The following is a 25,348-nucleotide window of genomic DNA, read 5'->3' on the forward strand; positions in this document are numbered from 1 at the left end:
TTACCAGGAAAAATCCAATCCCGATACTATTTTCGTTTATATATTTTCTTTTTGTACACGAATCAGACGCCCCTTTAGAGTTACATTGTTCCAATGATTACAATTGCCTTAATGATTTTACGTAGTAGAACACTGTTTAGTTCTTCCTGAAATCATCAAACCAATCAAACTGCCAAGTAAGGCTATTAAAATCCATCCCATTCCTTCGTTATATAGAGGAACGTATTGCATGAAAGTAAGCAACGAGTCACTAGCAAGTTCTGCTGTTTCTAATCCTTGTACTATACTAATCAGTAATGCTCCTAAAACTGATCCAACATAGACAGCCTGCTTATCTTTTATAAATCGATCAAAAAAAGCGAGGATAATTAGCACAATTGCTACAGGATAGATAACAATTAGGATAGGTAGGGAAAGTTTAATTAGCATAGACAAACCAAGGTTTGATACTCCAAAGCTAAATAAGCAAATAATTAAAATGATTTTGTTATAAGAAATCTTTGGAAATAGTGTTGTGAAAAATCTCCCACATGCTGAAACGAGTCCTACAGATGTAGTTAAACATGCGAATAACATTGTAATTCCTAATAAGGAAAGACCATATTGCCCAAATAAATGTTGTACTAAATTTGTTAATAACACACTTCCGTTTTCAAATGTGCCAAATGTTTGAGAAGTAGCTCCAATATAAGCAAGTGATATATATATGATAGATAATCCAAGTGCGGCTATAAGCCCTGCTACTATAGTAGATTTAGCAATGGATTTTTTATTTGTAACACCTTTTTCTTTTATAGCGTTAATTACGATAATTCCAAATACGAGAGCAGCAAGGGCATCCATTGTTAAAAACCCTTCAATAAATCCTTTGAAAAAAGGAGCTTCCTGATATGAATCAGAGGGTGTTGAAATAGATCCAACTGGTGAAGAAATTGCTTTAACAATAATAATACTAATCATGATTAGTAACAGCGGGGTTAAATATTTTCCAATTCTATCTACTAATTTAGAGGGATTTAAAGATAGATAATACGTTATAGCGAAATATGCAAATGTGTATAGGAGTAATATATACCATTGATTTTGCATGGTGTTACTTAAAAAGGGGGCAACTGCCATTTCATATGAAACAGTGCCTGTACGAGGAATGGCGAAAAAAGGGCCAATTGCTAAATAAATGATAAGAGGGATAATAACACCACAGGCGGGGTGAATCCTACTAGCAAGGGTACTAACATTTCCACCAAAAAGGGAAATAGCAGCGATGGCTAGTAATGGAAGTCCAATACTACTCACAACAAATCCCGAAATCGATATCCAAATATTCGTTCCAGATGAATATCCTAATAATGGAGGGAATATCATATTACCTGCACCGAAAAATATTGCAAACAGCATAAGTCCAATAGGGATTGTTTCTTTAAAAGTTAACGATTGTTTCATAGAGCACTCTCCTTTTTTGACGAAAAATGTCGAAATTTAAGTTTTTTTCATTATAACATATGAAATTAGAAAATACAGAAAAATAAAAATGAAAAAAATCCCTTATTTTACTTGAAATACTATTTGAAATAAATAAAATGATATAAATACTCAAATTTATTGTGCTGTCTTACTCTAAATATAGAAATATCTTTATACCAAAAATTATTATATTGAAATTTAAAAGAGAATGAAGGGATCAGCAGCTATTTGTATAAGCGTCTCTTGATTAATTATTATGAATTGATTTTGCTGCGAAGTGTAATTTATTTTAGTTTTTATAATGAGGTTCACCATATCAATTAAATAGACCCGGTATAAATTCAATCGTAAATAAGTCATCCTTTCCTATGATTCTACAGATAGTAGAATCAAAGAAAAAAGAAAAGGGACATGAACAGGAACAGGCACCGATGGAACGTGCTGTTTATTGGTGTCCGTGAGAAAACAGACCTGTTTTGAATAAGTTAATTTTATTTCGAATATATAATTACTATAGATGAATATTTGAATTCAAATAACGGACATAATTTCCCCATATTCACTGCATAAAATTTTGTTAAACTCTGAAATTCAAGAGGTAAATTATTCTTTATCATTGTAGTTCTTTTTTTATAGGCTACTCTAAAATGCGTGTAATTATTAGAAATATGAATATCATGTGGTTAAACATCAAAATTGGAGCGGGAAAATTTGTCCATCAAAAATGATTAAAAGAGATGCTTGGAATGATTTCTTAGTTGGTACAAAAAACTATTATAACGCTAACAATAAAGATGATATTACCGGTGGTTGGTATGAAAAAGATATTCGTGAATTAGCATCGCAAGGGATTATGGTAGGAGATGGACAAGGTTCATATTGGCCGGATCGTCTTGTTACTCGAGCAGAATTTGCAACATTTATTACTAGAGCCTTAAAGTTGCCTGAGGGCACTTCAAAATTTACTGATCTTAATACGGCACACCCCTCATTAATAGATGGGATTAATCGTGCAGCAGCAGCTGGAATCATTAGTGGTAGGGGAGATAATATTTTTGCTCCAAATGACACAATTAAGCGTGATGAAGTGGTCATTATGATTGATCGAGCGTTACAGTATAAAAATATTATTGGAAAGCTAGTAGACTTGCCTTTTACTGATCAGAACTTAGCGTATGATAAACAGGCTGTACAACGTGTTTATGGACTAGGGATTGTAAAAGGAAATGAAAAAAACGAATTTATGCCCAAAGGTACAGCCACTCGCGGAGAAGCTGCTGCCTTTCTGAATAGAATGCTACATGTATTAAATAATGATAACAATAATTCAATAGGTGTTGTTACCATAACTGGTTCTGGTGTAAATCTGCGCAAGGGACCTGGGACGACTTATGAAGTAATTCGTAAACTAAATAAAAATGAATCATATTCTGTATATAAGGAACAAAATGGATGGTTAAGTATTGGTGATAATCAATGGTTATTTTATGACCCTAGTTATATCTTTTTTAATAAAAATAAATAAATACTAGAAAAATCGTGTAAAACAGAAAGCATTTTTGTTAGCAAGAATGCTTTCTACTTTTTTATATTTAAATTTCAAATATTTCGAGAGATTTATATAAGGAAATCTATAAATCATTTCATTTGTATAAATCTTGTTTGAAATAAAATACAGTGAACCACTCGCCATTTAGCAATGCTTGAAGTGGAAGCTTCTCAGTTCCACGAAGAAAGCAATCATTCATCTCCGACCTACCGTTGGGCTAGCGCCCTTCACACGCTTGAGGAAGGAGCATTCTTTCGGATAATACGTTAAATATTTTATTTTTACACCATTCTTCAATTATAAAGCGTCAGGACACGTGTAATAATAAAAAAAATTAATTTAATAGTTTATAGTTTAGAAAATTTAGCGCATAAATTGTAAAGTTCGTTGTATAAATATAAATCAGTATACAGCTGTTTATATCTATGAGTTGGGAATGGTATGATATCAAAAAATGAAGAAATAAGTTTTATTATTACTTGACAAGCTCAAAAATAGTGGATATGCTTTAACACGAAACGAATAAAAAATTTAAAATATTTATAACCTGTTAGGTGAGGCTCCTATACAAACACAGGCTATTGCCCAAAAATATCGAAAGATGCCAATGGGTAGAACAGGAATTGTCGGATTAAGGCTCTTCTTAAGATAGCTAAGTGATGAAAGATTCATCCTTTACGTTGTATAGTGCCAAAACTCAACTAGGGGGAATGAGCTTTATTTAGCTATGTCTTTTTTAAATCAACCTCCTTTAGTTGAATCACTAGGGGAGGTTTTTTATATGCAAAATTTTATTTGTAATAAATCTCTTATAAAAGGGGGGAAAATTAATGATTGATGATATTGATCCCATATTTATTAAGAAATTTGTTTTCCCAGAAGTGGGAAAATGATAACAAGTGCCATTGTCCTTAAGGAGGAATTACGATGAAAAAATGTTTGCAACAATTATTAAAGACACAAGACATACATTTAGTGCGAGAGCTTATAAAAAATCAATCCTATGATATTGCAATGGAAATGAAAGATTTTCATCATAAAGATCAGATATCTTTAATGAAATATTTTCCTACTGAAAAAGGTGCGAAAATTCTTAGTTACCTTACTCCAGAGGAGCAATATAATATTTGTACCAATTTGCCTTTGGATAAAGGTGAAGAGCTATTAGCAAGGCAATCTATCGATGACCTTGTTGATGTAATTCTTTCAATTCATGCACTTCAGGCTAAAAAACTGATACAACTTATGTCTGAAGAATCTCAACAAAGAATTAGAAGTCTGCTGGCTTTTCAATCTGGAACAGCGGGCAGTCTGATGACAATTGACTATATTGCCGCCAGGGAAAATTGGAAAGTGAAAGATACGCTGTCGCATATTAGAAAAATTGGGGCAGGGGTAGAATCAATTTCGTATATTTATGTTCTTGATACGCGTGGTCAGCTTAATGGAATTGTTTCTATTCGTGAATTATTGCTAGCTTCAGATGATAAGACTTTATCATCAATAATGGCATCAGATGTCATTTCAGTTTCAGTGGATCTAGACCAACAGGAAGCTGTACAAAAGCTAATGGATTATGATTTATCTGCTATACCTGTAACAACGATGGATAATCGGATGATAGGTATCATAACCTTTGATGATGCAATGGATGTTTTCGAAGAAGAAGCAACTGAAGATATTCAAAAATTAGGAGGGAGCACCCCATTAGATAAGCCATATTTCGAAACCTCTATTTGGCAAATATACCGTAAACGTATAGGTTGGTTATTACTTCTGTTTGTAGCGGAAGCATATACTGGTTCTGTACTTCGACATTATGAAGAAACTTTGACTCATGTAGTAGCACTGGCTTTCTTTATTCCATTGTTAATTGGAACTGGTGGAAATACAGGTACACAGGTCGTAACTACATTGGTTCGTGCTGTAGCTCTAAATGAGGTGAAATTTAAAGATATATTTCGTGTTATGAAAAAAGAAGCATTAGTAGGTATTTTACTTGGGCTTACATTAGCCGTGGCGGCATTAATTCGTGCGTACACTTTAGGCGTAGGTACAGAAGTCGCACAAGTTGTAGCTATAACTGGATTATTCATTGTTATTTGGTCGTCTATTGTTTCATCTGTATTACCCTTGATTCTAAATAAGTTAAAGTTGGATCCAGCTGTTATTTCAGGTCCGTTCATTACGACATTAGTCGATGGGACGGGGTTAATTCTGTACTTTACCATTGCAAAAATGTTATTAGGCTTATAAAAAATTTATACTAAGTTTTTATACCTAGTTTCGTTCCCGTAAAGTTTGTAGACAAGATTCTTGGAAGCATGGAGAAAGAGAGAATAGAAATGAAAAAAATATTCAAGTTACTGGATTATCCGTTGGTGTTTTCGCTTATCGTTACAATTATATTTGGAATTTTGATGATGTATAGTGCTAGCTCAATTGTTGCAGTAAAAAATTATGGTTATAGTGGTGATTTCTTTTTTCGCTCTCAATTAAATAAACTTTTTTAGGAGTAATAGGGTTAATAATTTGTATAGGACTACCTTTACATATATGGAAAAAACGCATCGTTTCCGTGTGTATTGTAATTGTAAGTATTATATTACTATTTTTAGTTTTATGGAAAGGGAAAGTTGTTAATAATGCACAATCTTGGATATTTGGAATACAGCCTGCAGAATTTATTAAACTGGGTGTGATTATTGTACTAGCAGTTTTTTTTTCAAAGCGTCAAGAGGTGCAAAAATCATATTGGTAAGGCAGTGGTAAAGTTATTTTGTTTTTAATGTTTACGTTCTTTTTGATATACAAACAACCCAATCTAGGATCTGCATTATTAATTTCAGGAATAGGGGTAAGTATGTTTATATGTTTTGGAATAAACATTTCTATTTTAATGAAATGGATAACTGTTACTTCAATTGTTTGGGTACCGACTTTATACTTTCTTTTTAGGTTTGGTTTATCTGATGTTCAAATGGCACGTATTACAACGGTGTTCAATCCATTTCTTGATGCAAAAGGGGATGGTTACCAACTTGTAAATTCATTTATTGCCATAGGATCTGGTGGAGTTAGTGGACGTGGGTATGGAAATAGTATTCAACAGGAAGGTTTTTTACCTGAGCCTCATACTGATTTTATTATGTCAATTGTATCTGAGGAGCTTGGAATTATAGGGGTACTAATCATATTAACTGGTTTATTAACTATAGTACTTCGCTCTTTTAAGATTGCTCAAGAGTGTAAAAGTCAATTTGGAGGTCTAATATCAATAGGAATCGGGAGTATGATAGGTCTTCAATCTATTGTTAATTTAGGAGGTGTCACGGGAATGTTCTCTCTTACAGGCACCCCGCCTTCTATTTATTGGTTATGGTGGAAGCTCTTTAATGGCTAATTTAATAGTAATGGGACTTTTAATAAATATCTCAATTTTCAATAAAAAAAGATAATATATTTGCTTATGGAGGAGAAATGTTAAATTTAATAAACAATCTAGATTATAATGGATTTCGGTATATAAATGAGCATGTGAAAGGAAATGTATACATCGATTATTTAATGATCTTTTTTGCTGAATATGCTCAGTATATGTTCATACTATTATTTATGATTCTTTGGTTAAATAAAAAATATAAAAATAGAACCTGTGTAATTCAAGCTATTATAGCATGCTGTTTTGCTTTTGTGTTGAATAGAATTATTGGATTGTTTTTTTATAGAGAACGACCATTTGTTTCTCAGTTGAATATAAAACAACTTGTTGAGCATACCGCTAATGCCTCTTTTCCTAGTGATCATGCTACAAGTGCCTTCGCAATAGCTATAACTTTATGCTTATATGAAAAACGTTTAGGGAAAGCATTTTTATTGTTAGCTTTTTTAATTGCTTTTTCAAGGGTCTGGGTAGGAGTACATTATCCGCTGGATGTATTAATAGGAGCTGTTTTAGGATTTTTATGGGCCTTCATAATCCATTATATAGTTAAAACTAACTTCAAAAATAATAAATAAAGCATCTACACTATTATACTTGCGACAGACCACATTATATTCAAAATTTTTGCTGCTAATAAGAGGAAACCTATAAATAAAAATTACTTTTTACGGTGAGAATAATACTATTTAAGTGCGATTGCACTTCTAAATTTGATTAAAAATTCAGGGTGATTATAAAAATATAGCTTTAAAATTATATTTTGAAAAAACAGGGGGATTTTATTTAATGGGTAGGAGGTTAAGTTGTTGCGATCTAATAAAAAAAAATCTTTTTATAATCAGGAAGTACTAGGAAAAAATTATAAAATGCTAAGTGAAATTGCAAAAAGTGATGTTGAGTCGACGTTAGCTTTTTTTAAAACATCGTCTCATGGACTTTCTCAGGAAGAAGCTACTAAGCGGCTTGAAGTATATGGGGAAAATAAAGTGATTTATCAAAAAAGAATAAAATGGTATATAACATTATTTAATTCTTTTAGAAGTCCGTTTATTTCTCTTCTAATCATATTAGGGATGTTATCTTTTCTTACTAATGATATAAAGGGTACTATTATTGTAGGGATTATGGTGGCTGTAAGTGTGTTAATTCGGTTCATACAAGAAATTCGTTCTCAGAAGTCTATAGAAAAATTAAAAAATCTTGTATATGGAAAGGTAACTGCTCTCAGGGGGGGAGATGTTTTATATAAGGAAAATAAGAGGGCGGTATTAGAAGAAAGTGGAAAGGTACAAGTTGCTCTTGAGAATCTTGTACCAGGGGATATTATAGAATTATCTGCCGGGAATATTGTACCTGCAGATGTACGAATCATCTCATCGGAAAATTTACTTGTAAATCAATCATCACTAACAGGGGAAGCATTACCCATTGTTAAAACAAATCAGTATTTCCATATGTACAAAAAACGTAAAATTAGAAAAATCCAAAATTTGATCGAATTGGAAAATCTCTGTTTTATGGGAACTCATATTATAAGTGGTACCGCAAAAGCAATAGTTGTGGGTACTGGAACAGATACTTACTTTGGTTCAATAGCAAAGAATCAGTTTAAACTGAACAAGAAATCTGATTCTAGATTCGATAAAGGGGTAAGCAAAGTTAGCTGGCTATTAATTAAATTTATGATTATCATGACACCTATTGTTATGATAATACATGGATTTATAAATGGGAATTGGTATGAGGCATTTTTATTCGCTTTAGCTGTAGCGATTGGACTTACTCCAGAGATGCTTCCAATGATTGTGACCGCTAATTTGGCTAAAGGTTCTATTAATATGAGTAAAAAGAAGGTACTTGTAAAACAACTATCTTCTATCCATAATCTTGGAGCTATGGATATTCTCTGTACCGATAAAACAGGCACATTGACAGAAGATAAAATGGACCTGGTATGCCATACAGATACTAATGGAGAGAAGTCGGATGAGGTTTTGAAATTAGCGTATTTAAATGGCTACTTTCATACAGCATATAAAAATGAAATTGATCTATCGGTTATGCGTTATGTAAGAGATAGTAGTGAATATAATATATCTCAATACTCACAAATAGATGAATGCCCATTTGATTTTAATCGAAGACGAGTTTCAGTTGTTGTAGAAACAAATGCTAACGAACGAATAATGCTATGTAAAGGTGCTGTTAGAGAAGTTATATCAATTTGTAGTTATATAAAAGAAAATAATAAGATAATTCCTATTACAGATGAAATCCAACGTAAAAATAAACACTTAATTGAACTCTGGCAGGAACGGGGGATGCGTGTTGTTGCAGTTGCATATAAGCAGTTAAAGAGTGATAAAGTGGGGAGTTACTCTATTGATGATGAATCAGATATGATACTTGTTGGATATGTTGGTTTTTCAAATCCACCCAAACAATCGGCTATGGCTGCACTTCATACTCTACAAAAGAAAGGGGTACAAGTGAAAATTTTAACTGGCGATAATGAGTCCGTGACAAGAAATGTATGTAGGAAAATGGGCTTGTATATAGGAGAACCAGTACTGGGTTATGAAATTGATAGTCTTCCTGATAAAGCATTAGTAAAACTTGCAAGTAAAACAAGTGTGTTCGCAAAATTAAATCCTAGTCAAAAATTTCGTATTATTAAGGCACTTCAAATGAATGGCCATACAGTTGGATTTATGGGGGATGGAATTAACGATGTGTTTGCTTTAAAACAGTCTGACGTTGGTGTATCTATCCATACAGCAGATGATATCGTTAAAGAGTGTTCAGATATTATACTTATAGAAAAGAATTTACATGTATTAGAAGATGCTATTGTGGAAGGGCGGACAACGTTTGGAAATATACTGAAGTATATTAAGATGACAGCAAGTTCAAATTTTGGAAATGTATTAAGTTTATTAATTGCTAGCGCATTTCTTCCTTTTCTTCCAATGTTACCAATTCAAATATTATGTCAAAACTTACTATATAATCTATCCCAACTTTCAATTCCATGGGATAAAGTAGACAATGAATTTTTAGTGAAACCAAGAAGTTGGGATACAAAAGATTTATTTCGTTTTATCATTTTTATTGGGCCGGTAAGTAGTGTTTTTGATATAATCATTTTTATTGTAATGTGGAATATATTTGGTGCAAATATTCCTGAAATGCAATCCTTATTTCAAACGGGTTGGTTCGTAGTAGGGTTACTAACACAATTATTAATTGTGCATATGATTCGTACTCAACATATTCCTTTTCTACAAAGTACGGCTGCTAGACCTGTTTTGATACTTACAGGTTTAGTTATGATTATAGGGATTTCCCTTCCATTTACCAGGTTAAGTACCCAAATTGGCTTAACTCCACTTCCGTTGTATTATTTCCCGTGGTTATTTGGAATTTTAACAATATATGCTCTAGTTACTGAAATTATAAAGAAAATATACATCAGGAAGTTTAATCGATGGCTGTGAACTACTCGCCACTTAGCAAAGCTTGAAGTGGGAGCTTTTCAGTTCCACGATGAAAGCAACCTTTCGTCTCCCTGAGCGTTACTTCGGGGTGTTCCATCCCTAGATGTCCAACGCTTGGACGCTCTTTTGGTACGGTTGATATTTTACGCAGGAACCGAATGGCTTGGTTTTCGCACTCTATCTTCTTCCTGCAACCTCATATATCAAGTTATCAAAGAACTTCATATAGCTAGTTTATCAAAAGCTTTTGGCTATGCCAAACCGAAATTCATCTCCCACCTACCGTTGGGCTACGCCCTTCACACGCTTGAGGAAGGAGAATTATTTCGGGGAATTCGTTAAAACTAAAACATTTTGTTGAAGTTCATTGTACGTTGAAAAGGCGGAGTCTCTTTGGAGACTTCGCCTTTTCAGTATATCATGAATTACAGGAATTACTAGTAGCCTCATAATATTTCCTCATATATTCATGCCTCTGTTTATCTCTTGAGAAACTTTGCACCAGAACCATATATACCCTAGAAACACATGTTTCCCTACAGGAAAGGTGAATTCATCTTCCACTTAACTTATTGGTGCTATGCACCTTCACACAAATTGAGGGGGAAGGTTTCTTGGCTAAAAATAATCTAGATAGTTTAATTTCTAATTGTTCCTGTATCTTTTATTTTAACGTGTGTATTCACACGTATTTTAGCTTTTGAAAAAGCGCGCAACCAATCTTCTTTTACCTTTTTCCATTCTTTATATTGAAAAGCTCTAGCGTGTAATGATAAACCAATTGGATCTATTTTATTTCTCTGCATATCCTGTAACATGCCTTGTAATTTTTTATTGAACTCTTCCTGGATTTCATGTTCCAATCTACCTATATTCTTATTACCATGTAAACGAGTTTTAGTTAAGTTTCCGTTGGTTTTTTCAATTAAGGATACATTCATACTTACATCTATATTAAAAATAAATTTACCTTTTTGGAAATCAACACTAATTTTTCTCTTTGCATTTTGTACGAAAACAGACGCATTTGGCTTTTTATCAGATTTTTTTGGAGAAAGAACAAGGTGTAGTATCATCCGACCTGTATTTTTTGACTTATTAATAAGGTTGAAAAACTTCACATCGGTTTTAGGAATCTTCGTTAAGTACTTTCCTTGATGATTTAAAAATGCAATTCCTACCGTATCAATTTCATTATTTGTTTTCTTGATAATGGGAACAGTTTGCGTCATTCCCTGTTCATTTTTTTCTCTCATTAATTGTTGAATTGTAGAAGAGACGGATTGATTATTTTGAATTGAAGACTCGATTACACCATTTATATAAGATGGAAGTGATGGCTTATCAGGCCTATTAACTTTAAACATATCTTCTGCCGGTCCATCAACAAGCACCACTTTAGCATTAATGGTAGCGTAAGGATCACGGTAAGAGGAATCGAGCGCCTGTATCCAATTTTCTTCTTGTGCTAATTTATCCCCAATTAAAATAACTTCAGCTTTGGATGATGTCACATACCCTGTTAATTTCGTATCCATTTTGCTAAATCCATCATATATGGTTGACGCCTGAACCCAATGCTCTACAGTACTGCTTTGCTGTTTATGATGAAAGAGTGGTATGCTTGTGCCCACTTTTATGTTTCCATTAGAAGTACTATCTAAGCCGATTAAAAGGATTAAAGAAACTTTTTCAAGAGGAATTCTCTGACCACAACCAATTAAACATACACAACAGATTACAATCCATATCCATTTTCGAATCAAAGCTGTTTCCTCCTAGTAAACCAAGTAAAAACAATGCTGTAAGCGAAAAAGAAGATTGGTAATAGAATAAAGAAAATGATATTTAAGATATCCATAAGAGAATATATAAATAAATATTGATCCACATCGGGATTTAGAAAAACGAATAAGCCGACTATTAAAAGCATAAAACCAACCAGCACCCAATTGCGAACGGTTTTTTGAAATAAAATGGTCACAGATTCGAAACTGAAAAATAAATACGGATATATTGTAGTGGAAAATACAATCAAATAGTAAGCGATATATAAAATTTCTAATCGTTCTATGAAAGAAAAACGAACTCCTTTTAACAGATGAAATACTGGCCAAATTACGTCTTTTATCCCCTCCGGACTAAAGTATATATAAGAAAGAATAGTCACATATAGATAGAAAAACATGGTTCCAGTATTCGCTATTAGTATTCCTTTTATGGCTTTTTGTTTTTTTTGTAAGAACGGATAAATAAAATATGCAATTTCTAAGCCCGCATAAGGAGTAATGGTTTCTTTTGTTGCCTTTACAATAGGGTATAAGCCATCTTTAAAAATAGGTAGTAGGTGTAAAGGATTGTAGTTACTCTTTAGTGAAAAAAGAAGAAATAGTGGCATCCAAGTAGTGAAGAAGAAAACAAGCATAGAATAACTAGTAAGAGCCCTTAACCCACTCAGGGCTAAAATAATAAAAGGCAATAGTAATAATATGGAGATTTGATAAGCAGGAGTGGAGGGGAATATCCACACTTTTACAATATCAGTTGCCTTTAATAAAGTATTAAAACCAGCAAAAAATAGATAAAAGGCATATAAAAGAAGAAAAATTGTTCCTAGCCATTTACCAAAGTATGCATTTAAGATCTGAGAGAAATTTTTGTTAGGATTTTTTTGTAACATTAATATAATAATTACGCCAATTATAGAAGTAATTATCCATCCCAGAATGATAGAAATCCAGCCGTCTGTACCAGCGGTAGTGGCAAGAGGGCTTGGCATAATTAGCATACCTGATGCTAGTTGCAGTGAATGAATGAAAACAATATATTCGAATGAAGTTATGTTTTGGAATTTAAGATTCCCCATGTGAACCACCTTCTTTTTTCTTTCTTTGTTTCGGCTGTCCTGTACTCGAGCGGGTGGTGATCATAGAAATTGGAAATCTTACAAAAGAATCTTTTAACTCTTGGAGACGAAATGGTGCAATTGGCAATCCATAAGGTGAACCATAGGAAGTTAGTGAAACAAAATGAGCAAATAAGAGCATTAATCCACTAACAATACCTACAATTCCAAAAAAGTAGGCAAATAACATCATTGGAAAACGAATAAGCCGAATACAACTTGATAAATCATAATTAGAAACAACAAATGATGCAATGGCAGTAATAGACACGATAATAACCATAACATTACTCACAAGCCCTGCTTGAACAGCTGCTTGTCCAATTACAATACCTCCAACAATTCCAATGGTTTGTCCAATTGGTTGTGGTAGACGAATACCAGCTTCACGAAGCATTTCTAATGTGATTTCCATAATAAATGCTTCTAGTAAAGGCGAGAAAGGGACTTTAATTCTTGACGTTGCAATAGAAGTATATAGATCTAAAGGAATGATTTCAAAGTGGAATGAAACCATTGCAATATATATTGCGGGTAAAAATATAGCTATAATAAATCCTAAAAATCGTAATAAGCGAAAAGATGATGCAATCAGCCAATGTACATTATAATCATCGGGAGTCTGAAAAAATCCAATTAAATTCATTGGAACGATCATTGCACCAGGAGATCTATCAATTAACACTGCTACTTTACCATCAAGAATATGATTAGAAATAGCATCTGGGCGTTCACTTAAATAAGCCTGTGGAAAGGGAGTCCAATTTTGATCTTTTGTAAAGTTGGACAATTCTCCTACGCTCAATACTGTATCAGTTTTAATTTTACAGATTCTTGTCTCCACTTCCTGTACCACATCTTCGTTAGCTACATCGCCTAAGTAAAGTAAATATACAAAAGTAGTGGCCCGTTCTCCGATTGTCATTTTTTTAATTTTCAATTCAGTAGAAGGAATATATCGACGAATCAGACCTATGTTTTTAGTGACATTCTCAATAAACCCATCATGAGAACCTTTAATGGTAACTTCTGAAATAGGTTCCTGAATTGATCTTTCTGCCCATCCCTTTGTATTAATGAGAAGGGCTTTCTTTTCTCCTTCCATAAATAGTACACATTGTCCCTCAAGTAATCCTTCTTTAATTTCATTCCACGTATATACTATTTTGGTATGAGTAGCAATAATATTAGAATTAAATATTTGACTGTCTTCATTCACTTCTTGTAATAATGGTGTAACAACATTTCCTTTTAATGCAACACCATCTGTAAGGCCTTCAAAATAATATAGTAAAATATTCGTGTTTGTTTTTAATTGCAAAGGATGTTCAATCAAATCTGCACTAATATCAAAGATGTTATCTAATGTATTTTTAAGTTCTTTTAAGTTATTTGTTTGGATTTTTTCAATGGTTTTATCTGTCTTTGTTTCTAGGGTCTTTTCATTTAAGGACAAAATTGACACCTCTTTAATATATAACGATTAGTTGTAGTTATTATTTTTATATGTTTGAATTTTATTCACTAATTTAAACGGATTGAGATCAAGAATAACTAAAATTGAAGTACTATATTATAAATTCAATAATTGAGAGTAAAAAAGTAGATGTAATTTGTGTAGAAATCTAAGTATCAAGATAGAAGTGAAATTTGAATGATTATAATAAAAAAGAACCCTTGATAGGTTCTTTTTAATAGTTGGTAAATATGTTGTCAACAATAGATGGCGATAAAGGTAGTAATTTAGATGTCTTTATGTTACTCAGCTGAATTTTGTAGGAAGAATTATTTTTTCATACCTCAATGCTCAATAAAAAAGGACATTTCATTTATTTGGGTGTTTTAGTGTATTTGAATTTTGCACGCTAACAAATTTTGTTTAGGGACAAAATGTGAAGTTTTATTCTGAAATAACAGAAAGTTAATGCGGCAAAATTCCTATTGGTAATTTGGATAGGTATCAAATATTTCTTTGGCCTTATTTTCTTGATATGACCGTACGTTTATATGTTTCTAAGGGAAAGAAATATTTTCATTTTTATTACCATCTATTGTTTGATTAAGATGGTAACACGAAAATGAAACGTTTACAACCAGAAAATAAAGAAAAAATATTAAAATGCGACTTTTTTCGACAAATATTCCTATAAACCGTTTTGTGTTTTGTAGAAATTAGAAATAACTAAATTAGTAATAATAGCTTAATATATTAAAGTGAAATTCAATGAATAAGAGTCCAAAGGCATGAATTTAAATGATAAAGTTATAATTTTCTTTTTTGAACTGTAAGTGTTTTACAAGTATAGTTAAACTTTAATCCAACTAGCATTTCTTCCTTTTGTCACTAGCTTAATATGGCCAAACAATTGCAAGGAATTTAAAGCCTTACTGATTGTACTCTCTGCTATGTCTGGATATGTGTTACGAATACACTCCTTAGTAAAGGGTTGTTTTTGTTTAAGGATAAAATCCTGAATTCTCTCCACTTTAGTATGCTTACATATAGAATCTAGAACTGTATTATGAAGATCTTTGTACGCCTCTAATATAATAGTTAAAAACGTTTTTAACCAAAAGCTACTATTATGTTCCTCGCAGTACCAATTTACCGAAGATTTATAAATCGAATTGTAATATTCAGATTCATTTTTCTTAATGTATTTATCCAGACATACATATTTTACAAATGTATTTCCACTCTTAATTAATAGCAATTGCATTAACATAAGTGCCAATCTGCCGTTACCCTGATTAAAAGGGACTATGCAATAAAAATTAAATATAAAACGAGCTATTAATAAAAGTGAATGATGGCCCTTACTAGAATTTAATGAGTTATATTGATCACATAATTGTTCCATTACTTGTGGAATAAGCTCATGTGGAAGAATGCGGTAACTATTTAAGTGCATTCCGTTTTCAGGAATACCTGGAATAGTAAACGGTTTTTCGCGCCATTTGGCACTGTCAGAGGTAATGTAATGTATTAATTGAAAATGTAATTCCTGTATAGTCTCTGGATTGATTAATAAATCACAGGAATTCTTATGTACAAAAGTAAGTGTTTGATAAAAACAAAAGATAGCATCTTCCGAAATATTTTGAGGTACTATATCATCTAAAATAAGTTCTTTTAATCTTTTATTTGGGACTTTTATATCTTCATAGGTAGTAGTAAAGTTTTTTATGTAATGAAGTGGTATGGTTTTTTCTAAGCTAGTAAATATATCAGGATTTTGTTCCTGATAAGCAGCTAATTTTCCTTTTAATTCACTAATTTCACTGATTATATTTAATAGTCTCCTTTTTAATTCAATATTTTTATACTTATCATCGAAAAAATTTCTCATTTTTATTCCCCCTGTAACCCCTTAACATGCTGTTACATAAATCTTTCCATTCTAAAGATAGTTTACAACATTATTTTGAAATAACAATATATTTATTTTGATTTTGAACTTATTTTAGAATCAAAATTGTTATTTAAATTTGATTAACGAGTTAGAACTTATGATTAATCATGTTTGAATAAAGAATGAATATACACAGATAGAAAATATAGTTTGACGTAAATTCCTTTTTATGAATTTACGAGATGAAAATATAATTTTAGAATTATTATTAGTGTAGTTTGCTGTATTATTGCTGGGAATTTACTAGAAAGTAACTAATTTTCACAAATAAAATAAAGAAATCTTAAAGAGGAATCAATAGGATCTAATTTGAATAGGCATAATCCTAACACTAAATGTGCAAATGTACAATAATTAAATGAAAAAAATATGAAAATATCGACTTTTTTCGACAAAATAAATTAAATAGAAAAACAATCTAATGTAAGAAAATTGTTGCTTTAGATGGTCTCTGCATTTCATAAATTAATATTGAAGGAATTATCAAATGATTTTTACGAGTAATAAAAGAGTAGATATATATATTAAATTGTGACAATTATAAAGTTAGTATTCTCCATTTTCATTATTTAATTTAACAAATTTAATAATAGTAAGGTGACTTTTCTATATTTAATATAAGTATTTGAGGGGGTATGGTGATAAAAAGTGTCATTTTCTATATATCCATGTAGCATTTAGCACTTGTATTGCGAAATATTTTGACATAAGTTAATTTAAATATTAGGTACAGAAACATTTTAAGGAAAAGAGTCAGTATAAAAGTACCCTGAAAAACGTTTCACCCTAAAAACGTTTTTCCTCAAGAGATTTTTTCTCAGGAGCACTAAAGTTTTTTAATTTGTTTCTGTGCCTTATTAGATAAAAATAATATAATAAGTTGTTTAGAAACGGTGAAAATTTCCCCCATTATAAAATGAACTCATATCACTTAACGTCCGTATGGTCTAGTTAAAGTGGGAATTTAAAGAAAAGGAAAGGGCTAGCTCTAGTTATAATTAGTGCAATAAATAGGGGGCTACTCAAATTTTTTTGTTAGATTTGGTAGGAGTAATATTTACGTTTGTTGGACTAGGTGTATTAAAGTGCATACCCTTTTTGATTCAACCGATGAGGCGCTAATCAAGGATTTAATCATCTAGAATTTAGAAAGGTTAAATGTGGAACTGAATTTTCTGCTAAATTAGTAGAGACTAAAACAATCCCCTTAAATTGAATTATTCACTACTTAACGTCCTGATAGATTGTTTGAAGTGTTAGTAGGCAAATCTAAAAATAAAAAAGGATATTCTACTCTTCTTTTATGTATATAAAACAAAGTGTAAGGTAAGTTCCAGATCCAAAGTGTTTTATTTAATATTCATTCAATCTCATGCGTACTACTTTTATTTTCTTAAGAGCATGTATTTGCGTGGATGCTCTTAAGAGAATAAAATGCCTAAAAAAATAAGTATAAGCATACATTTTAAAAATTGATATATCGTATATTATAAAAAACTCCTTGTTCTTCAAATAACGAACAATACAATGTGAATGAAACTCTCAGAAGAATTTACATATAGAATTCACCTTAACTCAAAAAACACATTTTATGCAAAATTATATTTGCTGCTATAGAAGGGTGGGGGTTAACATGACCAAAACTTGGTGTAGGTTCGTATTCCTTGTAAAATAAGTGATTCTTTACTGTTTTCTCTAGTTGTATCTATTAATGATTCATCAGGTTTCCTTCCAGTGGAAGGGACATAAGTTGTTACTACCCTTGGAAATATATTAATAAACACCCATTCAAATTTTTCGATATTTCTATTTCCAAATTCTAATGTTTCAATTGGCTTAATTGTATTTTCTCTATCAAAAAATTTTATTATGTAAAACCTTTTTGAGAGGTCACTACTATGTTCAATAGTCCAAATTAAATTTTCCATTTTCTTGATTTGCAACAAGTCCATTTCCGAAAATCCTTTCATACATAAATATAGCGAATGTTCCTATTCTATACTATATATTTTGAAATTTAAATAGTTATCTTATACGATGAGATAAAAAGAAGTTAATACTCTAAAATTTATCTTAGAAAAGGACACACCTACGCATACATATGCTATAGGTGTGTCCTTTTTTAGTTGTTTATAAGTTTCCTACAGAGTTATTGAAGTAAAGTTTCAACAGTGTCTCCATAGTGAAGTGAGATTCATTATATAAGATTCATTTAAACCGTATATTAAGTTCATATGAATCACATATTGGAATTTTACAATATGTGTGTAAGGCGTTTCTAGAATTATATTATTTTGAAAATATAAACTTCAATATACCAAAAAGTAAGAATATTAAACCGTAATAATTTTAGAATGTACTTCTAATTAAAAGACGTGCGGAAATGCACGGATAATAAAGGAGAATTTCTTATGACAATGTATAAAAGTGAAATGAAAAAGAGTGTAATAACTGAAGAGGATGTAGATATGTTAAAAATAATGGCACATCCAATTCGATTGCAAATTATAAACGAGTTAATTCAGTATAAAAAATGTAATGTTACACAATTGACGAAGCTTTTAAAAATTCCACAATCCACTGTTTCCCAGCATTTATCGAAAATGAGGGGGAAGGTGCTAAAGGCTGAAAAAAAGGGTTTAGAGATGTACTATTATATTACTAATCTAAAGGCGAGTCAGATTGTTGGAATTTTAGGTTTGTAAATAAACAAAACTTCACATATTTCATTATAAGTAAAACGCAGAATAATCCCCCACAAATACGTGGGGGATTTCTTTTATGAAAATAATATCTGTCTTTTTGAGGAGTGACACGATGGTCACCATGAACACTATAAGAAGGGCAAGAATGTCACCATGTTCTAATGTGCTAATAAAAGAAAAATTTTGAAAGTGCTAAAACGCTTCATATTTCTCAATATAATTTATGTCGCAAAAATCTTTTAATTTCATCAAAAGCTAAGTGACGATGACCAGCCTGACAATGTTGTTCACCACCAGTTTTCTTAGTGAAAACTACAGAAGTGATGGAGGCTGCATTACATAGCTCCGATTCGATTTGCGGTAATCGGCTAATTGGAACGTACTGATCGTCTTCACCAGCCAGGAGCAATACTTCTTGATTTATGAACTGACCGATTCCTGCCATCGTATGTTTTTCAAAGTTTTTAAGTAAGTTAAATGGCGTTTTTTCACCTGTATTTTCCATACCTTTTTTAACTTTCCAGTTCAGGTCGATGCTGGTGGCCATCATTTGTTTAAACATGGTATTAATTTTGTCAGCTTCATTAGTAGCCAGAAGCGTGGTCAATTTATTCCAGATATTATCCGGCATGCGCATCTTGAGTGCATCAAGGCCACTATAAAAAATATTAAAGGCGATGACTTTGTCGATTCGTTTTTCAAAAGCGGCGGCACGCATTGCCAAGTAGCCGCCCCAAGAAGCTCCGAGAATACTAACACGGTCAAGTTTGAAATAGTCAATGACTGTGGAAACGGGCTTCTCCCAGTTGTGGATGAATTTTAAGCCGTTTTTCAGTGCTGTTCCTTGTCCAGGTCCATCAAAAACTATAATATTATAATTGATTCCTATGAGGTAGTTCATCATCTTCATCATTTCCTCCATGTAGGAATCGTAGCCTCCAAAGAAAAGTAGTGTATTACATGCGCCTGGTGTCATGAATTTGATTGCAGGAAGATAGGAATCTTCATAAGGAATTTGATAGGTTTCATACTCAAAGTCATGAAAGCCCTTATAAAAAGTTTCACGGTATTTTTGGTACACTTTTTCTTTTTTTGGATCGGATGATTCCATATAAAACTCGGCAGCCTGATAATAAACCGAAGCTAGATCGAAGTCTTTCTGATGCTCCCGCATTGCTGCATATTCTATCCAAGTGTTATACCAGCTGTCCGTGTCTGTAAGTCTTGGGATGATGGTTTGCAAATCCTGATTTGCCCGCTCATCGTCTTGATAGAAATCGTTGAAAAAACGGTTAATTTGCAAATTGAACTGTTCGTTGTTTACATACTGTTTAAACATAAAATCCCTCCTTATATTTGACTACAAGGTAAGGATAAGAGAAGTATATTAAAGAAACAACAAGCAGGAAAGGGTAAGAAGTACGAAATCGAACCATAAGGATATAAATGGTTTGATAAGCAACTTTGGGAAGGAGATTGATTATTAATGGGAGAGGATGTTCGCGTTTATAAAACGAAGAAAAATATTTCTAATACACTTATTACCCTCTTGAAAGAAAAAGAGTTTGGGCGAATTACAACTAAAGATATTTGCATACATGCTATGGTGAGTAAGTCCACATTTTACAGCCATTTTGCAGATAAATATGATCTTTTGGAAAAATTAGTGCAAAATTATGTCTGCTGGTTCAAGGAAGAAATTAAATTTCGTTTCGCATTAATAGAGAATGGAAATGTGGCTCAAGCTATTAATATGATAACCGATAAGATCTCAGCGCGAAAAAAAGAGGTTGCAACTTTACTCCATGTACGTGTTCCCTCAGCGGATTTACGTTTAGAATTAGAATCCATTTTATATAATGCCTGCTATTCCTATTTGAAAGAGCAGCAGGTTGAAGTAAGTGTGCCGATTGACTTTGTAGCTCAGTTGTATACAGCAAACGCAATGGTGTCAATCAATTGGTCGCTGAGCAATGATAAAAATCCAGATGTGGTTGAACTAATCGATAATATGCAGGAATATGTTTTTGATCTGATTTTGTCAGGTGGCGAGAGAATGTAATAAATCATGAAACCTGCTTAATAATGTAGTTATCGTGTGGGGGTGTGGTTGTAAAAAATTAAGTAATCGATATTTGGATTTTTTGTGAATCTTTATTGGTTTTTTATAAACTCTTTACTACATAATGTTACAAAATAGAATTAATTTGCTTAATTTATCCCCATATCAGGTTAATAAATAAACTAAATGTGTTTATGTTATTGAACTATTAATATATTAGTAGGTGATTTGTTCGTTTATCCCTATATTGCTATTATATTAGCATAAACAATATATTGGGGGGACAAGTATGAATTTGAAATTAACATCTAAGTTAGAAAGATTAAGAAAAAGTAAAAAAGGAATTGGTGCTTGTGTTTTAGCTGCAGGGGTGACGGCAATTACAATGATTCCTCAAAGTGCATATGCACATGGGTTTGTTGAAAAGCCGAGTAGTCGTGCTGCTTTATGTAGTCAGAATTATGGAGCATTAAATTTAAATTGTGGAAATGTAATGTACGAACCTCAAAGTCTAGAAGCACCTAAAGGATTCCCAGATGGTGGACCGATTGATGGGAAAATCGCTTCGGCAGGAGGACTGTTTGGAGGGATTCTTGACCAACAAACATCAAATCGCTGGTTCAAAAACACAATAAAGGGGGGAGCAAATACATTTACATGGAAATACACAGCGGCACATTCTACAAGTAAATGGCATTATTACATTACCAAAAAGGGATGGGATCCTAATAAACCATTAACACGTGCTGAATTAGAACCAATTGGAACTGTGAAACATGACGGTTCGGCAGCATCAAATAATTTAACACATACAATTAATGTACCAACTGATCGCAATGGTTATCATGTTATTTTAGCTGTATGGGATGTAGCAGATACGTCAAATGCGTTTTATAATGTAATTGATGTAAATCTAGTAAATAATGAAGCTCCCGATACAGTAGCTCCAAGTCAACCAACTGGATTAAATGCGTCTAAAGTTTCTGCCAATAGTGTTGAACTAACATGGAAGGCCTCTACTGATAATATAGGTGTAAAAGAATATCAAGTGTTACGCAATGGAGAAGTAATTGATACGGTACCAGGTACAACTTTTATTGATAAAAAACTAAAAGCAAATACGGAATATACCTATACAATAAAGGCATTAGACTCTGCTGGAAATATATCAAAAGAAAGTGAAAAACTAAAGGTTAAGACAACAAATGCAATCCCAGATATAGAGGCTCCGACTCAACCTAAAGGATTACATAGTATGGGTACAACAGCGACAACTGTTGATTTGATGTGGAGTCCGTCTGAAGATAATGTAGGTGTTGACCATTATGTTGTATATAGAGAAAACGCAGGGGTTATGAATAAAATTGGGACAACGGATAATACATCCTTTGTGGATAAAAATTTAAAGGCAAATACATCGTACAAATATGTAGTGACAGCGGTTGATTTAGCTAGAAATGAGTCTAGTAGAAGTGATGTTTTAACTGTAGCAACAAAACTAGATGGCTCTACTTATGAAAAATGGGATGCAAGAAAAGCATACAATAAAGGTGATAAAGTAGTACATGAGGGAAAAGTGTATGAAGCGGTTCAAAGTTATCAAGGGAACGGCGATCCAAATTGGATTTTTGCACTATCGATTTGGAAGCCAGTTTTAAATAAATGATAAGTGGAAAAGGGTAGTTATCACTTATTCTATGTGCAATACCGGAACAGGGGTGCAATTTTTACTCTTCATCCCAATATATACGAAATGAAATTATTAAAGAACCCCAATGGTAGTCCATCAAAAAGGAATTCCATTGGGGTTCTTTATTTTTTAATTTGTAATAGCGTATATTTTCACTGTAAATTTGTTAGTGGCACCAAGTGGGCTTGCAATATAATATTTAGTATTCGTATAAGCTTCAGTCCTAGATCCATGTGAAATATTTTTCCAACGAATAGAATCTGTACCTAGGGAAACATCAATCATTACATTGAAAGAAATAGTAGAAGGATGATCTTTTTCTGAAGGCTCAATAATCCATTTTAATTCCTTAGTACCTACAGGTAAACTATCAATTTTAAAGTTTTGACTGGATCGATTTTTTTGACCGGATAAAGGACTAGATTCGGAAGAAATTTGCGAAATTAATATTTCTTTTTCATTCGAATGTATACCATTTAATTTAATGATACTATCAATTAAACCTGGTCCAGGAAAATCAGCTGCAATGATACCAGTATGTTTCATTCCACCTTGTTGTAAGAACTCAGTTCCAAGTGTATTCATTCCACCATAAAATACTTGACCATTTATATCACGAGGGAAATCTTCCCACGCATTAGTTGTAGCTTTTTGAATCATCTTGGGGTTACTATCAGTATTTCTGCTCTCTTTACCACTTGCAACAAACCAAGGATAAACATTATTTAATAATGCAGCAGCACCACCTGTGCCACTAAAATGGTTAAGATAGATTTTATCATTATTAAAATTATTATTTGCATTTTGAAGGTGGGTTTTCACCGCATTCCATTTTTCATACATTCCGTCGGGTCCGTTTTCAATTTCAAATGTATCTTGTATATTTAAGCTATCGTAATTAATACCATATTGCTGAGAGGCTGTAAAGTTTTGTAAGATTACAATTTTCCCTCGGATGTCTCCTAGAGTAGGATTATTTCTTTTTGAAGTTGGTACAGAACTCGGATCCCAAAAATAGGAAGAATTAAGGTCTTTGTATTTATTAAGTATTTCCTCGAATGATAGTGAGCCACTTTCAGGAGTAGTTTCTTCTTTTAAGCGCATTAAAATTGTTTCTGTAGGATGATCTTTTAAAAATTGAATTGCCTCTTTTAATACATCTTCAAACATTGCTTTTTGATTTACAATCCCATGGTACATTGCAAAAGAATCTTTTACACGTTTAACACGCATATCTACATATCGAATTCCGGAATTTAATTGTTGTGGTAGACTCATAGTTTGATTTCTTGTCAAATTTTCATCAAGAAAACTTGCTCCATGTAAAGCCATTGTACCGTGAGTCCCTGGAATAGATATTTCACTCAATTTTGTTGAATCTGCTACTTTCGACATCCATGCTGGGTTTTGATAGCCTATATTGGATTCATAGGAATAACCTGGATGACTATCAGCAAAAATAGTAGATGGTGTACTTAAACTTGCTAGTGAGAAACAAGTAAGGATACTAATTTTAAAAAAATTCCTCATTTTTATTTTGTTCATTTTATCTCTCCTGACTTTTAAACAATAGATATAATAAAACAAGATGATTTTTTACTACATCTATTGTTTTCATTCTTAAAGTAATGAATTTTTGTGTTTGAAAAAATCAAAATAGGGTAGGAAGTTATTTGAGATTTTAATAGTTTGTTGTAATAAATTGTATCTAATAGTCAAACGGATTCTTAAAGAATTGAAGCATAGATAGGTAAAAAACAAACTTTCCGCTGTACTGTATACAAACAAAACAGAAGTCTTAAAAAAGACTTCTATTTTGTGACATATAATGAATGATAAGGTGGTTAACAAATCAAGATAATGTGACTGAGTGGTAAAAATCTATTTATAGCTGTTTCAGAATTTCTTATAACAAGGCTACTTAGGAAAAGTGGATCTCTACAATGCTAATAAAAATTTAAAAATTCTATTCATTAAAACTTAAACTAACTACAGTTGCGATAGATTGGGCTGCATGTTCCCAGCTTCCATCTATAACTTTCCCAATTTGTTGACCAAGTGCATTTAAATCATTTGGATTTACTGGAATCCCATTATACGCAGCAAGAATTGATAAAAGTGGAGCAGTAAATGGTGTCCAACCACCTCTATCAATATTAAATACAGGCTTATCTATTACCTTTCCATCTTGCACTGTAAACTCATAATAAAATTGATCATCTGGACGAAAACTTAAATGATGAGAAATTTGTCCCTTAACATATGTTTTACCGCCACCTAAATTTACTACTTCAATTGGTTTTACATTAAATTCATGCTCAAATACTTTAATTTTTTTAACTTCTGGACCATTTAAGGCAGCTTTAACTGCTGTTTCCAAATTATTTTGTGCAAATGGTTGAATACTCATCTGTGTCTCTTCTTGTTGGATAGGAGCCTCTTTTTCAGCAGCAAACACCGATGTACTTGGTAGTGCACCTGTAGCCAATGTAGCTGCAAGTGCTGTCGTCATCATGATTTTTCTTTTCATCTTCATAGTTTTCTTCCTCCCTTAAAGTTATGATATATAATTTTTTAAAGACTGACATGGGGCAATATTTTATTTCATAATGCACGCA

Annotated in this window: 15 protein-coding genes, 2 pseudogenes and 1 riboswitch; of the genes and pseudogenes, 8 read left to right on the top strand and 9 right to left on the bottom strand. The window is 32.2% G+C overall.

The window, feature by feature from the left end; all coding sequences use genetic code 11:
• Window positions 1–117 precede the first annotated feature (117 nt).
• The gene (gene brnQ, locus MKY90_RS12665) at window positions 118–1,443 is read right to left on the bottom strand and encodes a branched-chain amino acid transport system II carrier protein (protein ID WP_003189324.1); all 1,326 of its coding nucleotides are present in this window, start codon (window positions 1,441–1,443) and stop codon (window positions 118–120) included.
• A gap of 697 nt (window positions 1,444–2,140) precedes the next feature.
• Here brnQ and MKY90_RS12670 point away from each other — a divergent pair.
• From MKY90_RS12670 to mgtA, 5 genes and pseudogenes are all read left to right on the top strand, one after another.
• Window positions 2,141–2,989 (top strand): annotated as a pseudogene (locus MKY90_RS12670) (S-layer homology domain-containing protein); the annotation flags it as partial.
• 563 nt (window positions 2,990–3,552) lie between these two features.
• A riboswitch (M-box (ykoK) riboswitch) is annotated at window positions 3,553–3,729 on the top strand.
• Between the two features lie 211 nt (window positions 3,730–3,940).
• Window positions 3,941–5,269 carry a magnesium transporter gene (mgtE, locus tag MKY90_RS12675; protein WP_078179241.1) on the top strand — a complete coding sequence of 443 codons (1,329 nt, stop codon included), beginning with the start codon at window positions 3,941–3,943 and terminating at the stop codon, window positions 5,267–5,269.
• A gap of 89 nt (window positions 5,270–5,358) precedes the next feature.
• Window positions 5,359–6,471: pseudogene (locus MKY90_RS12680) on the top strand (FtsW/RodA/SpoVE family cell cycle protein).
• A gap of 22 nt (window positions 6,472–6,493) precedes the next feature.
• Entirely contained in the window at window positions 6,494–7,033 is a 540-nt protein-coding gene (locus MKY90_RS12685) for an undecaprenyl-diphosphatase (RefSeq protein ID WP_016126998.1), read from the top strand.
• 228 nt (window positions 7,034–7,261) lie between these two features.
• Window positions 7,262–9,955 carry a magnesium-translocating P-type ATPase gene (gene mgtA / locus MKY90_RS12690; RefSeq protein WP_078179151.1) on the top strand — a complete coding sequence of 898 codons (2,694 nt, stop codon included), beginning with the start codon at window positions 7,262–7,264 and terminating at the stop codon, window positions 9,953–9,955.
• Window positions 9,956–10,593: 638 nt separating this feature from the next.
• Here mgtA and MKY90_RS12695 read toward each other — a convergent pair.
• The 5 genes from MKY90_RS12695 to MKY90_RS12715 form a co-directional block, all read right to left on the bottom strand.
• Complete coding sequence (locus MKY90_RS12695) at window positions 10,594–11,721, bottom strand: Ger(x)C family spore germination protein (protein WP_002185803.1); 1,128 nt, start codon at window positions 11,719–11,721, stop codon at window positions 10,594–10,596.
• Window positions 11,718–12,821 (bottom strand): GerAB/ArcD/ProY family transporter, encoded by a 1,104-nt coding sequence (locus MKY90_RS12700; protein WP_002185802.1) that lies wholly within the window; start codon window positions 12,819–12,821, stop codon window positions 11,718–11,720. Before MKY90_RS12700 ends, MKY90_RS12695 begins: the two co-directional genes overlap by 4 nt.
• Window positions 12,808–14,316 carry a spore germination protein gene (locus MKY90_RS12705; protein ID WP_078179288.1) on the bottom strand — a complete coding sequence of 503 codons (1,509 nt, stop codon included), beginning with the start codon at window positions 14,314–14,316 and terminating at the stop codon, window positions 12,808–12,810. Before MKY90_RS12705 ends, MKY90_RS12700 begins: the two co-directional genes overlap by 14 nt.
• Before the next feature lie 850 nt (window positions 14,317–15,166).
• Window positions 15,167–16,210, bottom strand: a complete 1,044-nt coding sequence (locus MKY90_RS12710; RefSeq protein ID WP_002016992.1) for a Fic family protein — start codon at window positions 16,208–16,210, stop codon at window positions 15,167–15,169.
• Between the two features lie 1,691 nt (window positions 16,211–17,901).
• Window positions 17,902–18,225 carry a hypothetical protein gene (locus MKY90_RS12715; protein WP_002085464.1) on the bottom strand — a complete coding sequence of 108 codons (324 nt, stop codon included), beginning with the start codon at window positions 18,223–18,225 and terminating at the stop codon, window positions 17,902–17,904.
• 459 nt (window positions 18,226–18,684) lie between these two features.
• Here MKY90_RS12715 and MKY90_RS12720 point away from each other — a divergent pair, with 459 nt between their 5' ends.
• Window positions 18,685–18,978 carry an ArsR/SmtB family transcription factor gene (locus MKY90_RS12720; RefSeq protein ID WP_078179149.1) on the top strand — a complete coding sequence of 98 codons (294 nt, stop codon included), beginning with the start codon at window positions 18,685–18,687 and terminating at the stop codon, window positions 18,976–18,978.
• A 211-nt stretch (window positions 18,979–19,189) separates the two neighbouring features.
• Here the strand turns inward: MKY90_RS12720 and MKY90_RS12725 are convergent, their stop codons facing one another.
• The gene (locus MKY90_RS12725; RefSeq protein ID WP_341091482.1) at window positions 19,190–20,317 is read right to left on the bottom strand and encodes an alpha/beta fold hydrolase; all 1,128 of its coding nucleotides are present in this window, start codon (window positions 20,315–20,317) and stop codon (window positions 19,190–19,192) included.
• A 147-nt stretch (window positions 20,318–20,464) separates the two neighbouring features.
• Between MKY90_RS12725 and MKY90_RS12730 the strand changes: the two genes are divergently transcribed.
• Entirely contained in the window at window positions 20,465–21,040 is a 576-nt protein-coding gene (locus tag MKY90_RS12730) for a TetR/AcrR family transcriptional regulator (RefSeq protein WP_078179147.1), read from the top strand.
• A 289-nt stretch (window positions 21,041–21,329) separates the two neighbouring features.
• The gene (locus tag MKY90_RS12735; protein ID WP_002168344.1) at window positions 21,330–22,706 is read left to right on the top strand and encodes a lytic polysaccharide monooxygenase; all 1,377 of its coding nucleotides are present in this window, start codon (window positions 21,330–21,332) and stop codon (window positions 22,704–22,706) included.
• 153 nt (window positions 22,707–22,859) lie between these two features.
• On the opposite strand, the gene MKY90_RS12740 is transcribed toward MKY90_RS12735, so the two are convergent.
• Window positions 22,860–24,275 carry a phosphatidylinositol-specific phospholipase C gene (locus tag MKY90_RS12740; RefSeq protein WP_341091483.1) on the bottom strand — a complete coding sequence of 472 codons (1,416 nt, stop codon included), beginning with the start codon at window positions 24,273–24,275 and terminating at the stop codon, window positions 22,860–22,862.
• Between the two features lie 421 nt (window positions 24,276–24,696).
• The gene (locus MKY90_RS12745) at window positions 24,697–25,266 is read right to left on the bottom strand and encodes a hypothetical protein (RefSeq protein ID WP_002127485.1); all 570 of its coding nucleotides are present in this window, start codon (window positions 25,264–25,266) and stop codon (window positions 24,697–24,699) included.
• Between the last annotated feature and the right edge of the window lie 82 nt (window positions 25,267–25,348).

It is taken from the genome of Bacillus sp. FSL P2-0099, assembly GCF_038007445.1.
Taxonomy (GTDB): domain Bacteria; phylum Bacillota; class Bacilli; order Bacillales; family Bacillaceae_G; genus Bacillus_A; species Bacillus_A mycoides.

Excerpts from the sequence above, each read along its gene's own strand:
- MKY90_RS12715 (WP_002085464.1), bottom strand. The coding sequence starts at position 18,225 with ATGGACTTGTTGCAAATCAAGAAAATGGAAAATTTAATTTGGACTATT.
- MKY90_RS12730 (WP_078179147.1), top strand. The coding sequence starts at position 20,465 with ATGGGAGAGGATGTTCGCGTTTATAAAACGAAGAAAAATATTTCTAAT.
- MKY90_RS12720 (WP_078179149.1), top strand. The coding sequence starts at position 18,685 with ATGACAATGTATAAAAGTGAAATGAAAAAGAGTGTAATAACTGAAGAG.
- MKY90_RS12725 (WP_341091482.1), bottom strand. The coding sequence starts at position 20,317 with ATGTTTAAACAGTATGTAAACAACGAACAGTTCAATTTGCAAATTAAC.
- mgtE (WP_078179241.1), top strand. The coding sequence starts at position 3,941 with ATGAAAAAATGTTTGCAACAATTATTAAAGACACAAGACATACATTTA.
- MKY90_RS12735 (WP_002168344.1), top strand. The coding sequence starts at position 21,330 with ATGAATTTGAAATTAACATCTAAGTTAGAAAGATTAAGAAAAAGTAAA.
- MKY90_RS12740 (WP_341091483.1), bottom strand. The coding sequence starts at position 24,275 with ATGAACAAAATAAAAATGAGGAATTTTTTTAAAATTAGTATCCTTACT.
- MKY90_RS12685 (WP_016126998.1), top strand. The coding sequence starts at position 6,494 with ATGTTAAATTTAATAAACAATCTAGATTATAATGGATTTCGGTATATA.
- MKY90_RS12700 (WP_002185802.1), bottom strand. The coding sequence starts at position 12,821 with ATGGGGAATCTTAAATTCCAAAACATAACTTCATTCGAATATATTGTT.
- brnQ (WP_003189324.1), bottom strand. The coding sequence starts at position 1,443 with ATGAAACAATCGTTAACTTTTAAAGAAACAATCCCTATTGGACTTATG.
- MKY90_RS12710 (WP_002016992.1), bottom strand. The coding sequence starts at position 16,210 with ATGAGAAATTTTTTCGATGATAAGTATAAAAATATTGAATTAAAAAGG.
- MKY90_RS12745 (WP_002127485.1), bottom strand. The coding sequence starts at position 25,266 with ATGAAGATGAAAAGAAAAATCATGATGACGACAGCACTTGCAGCTACA.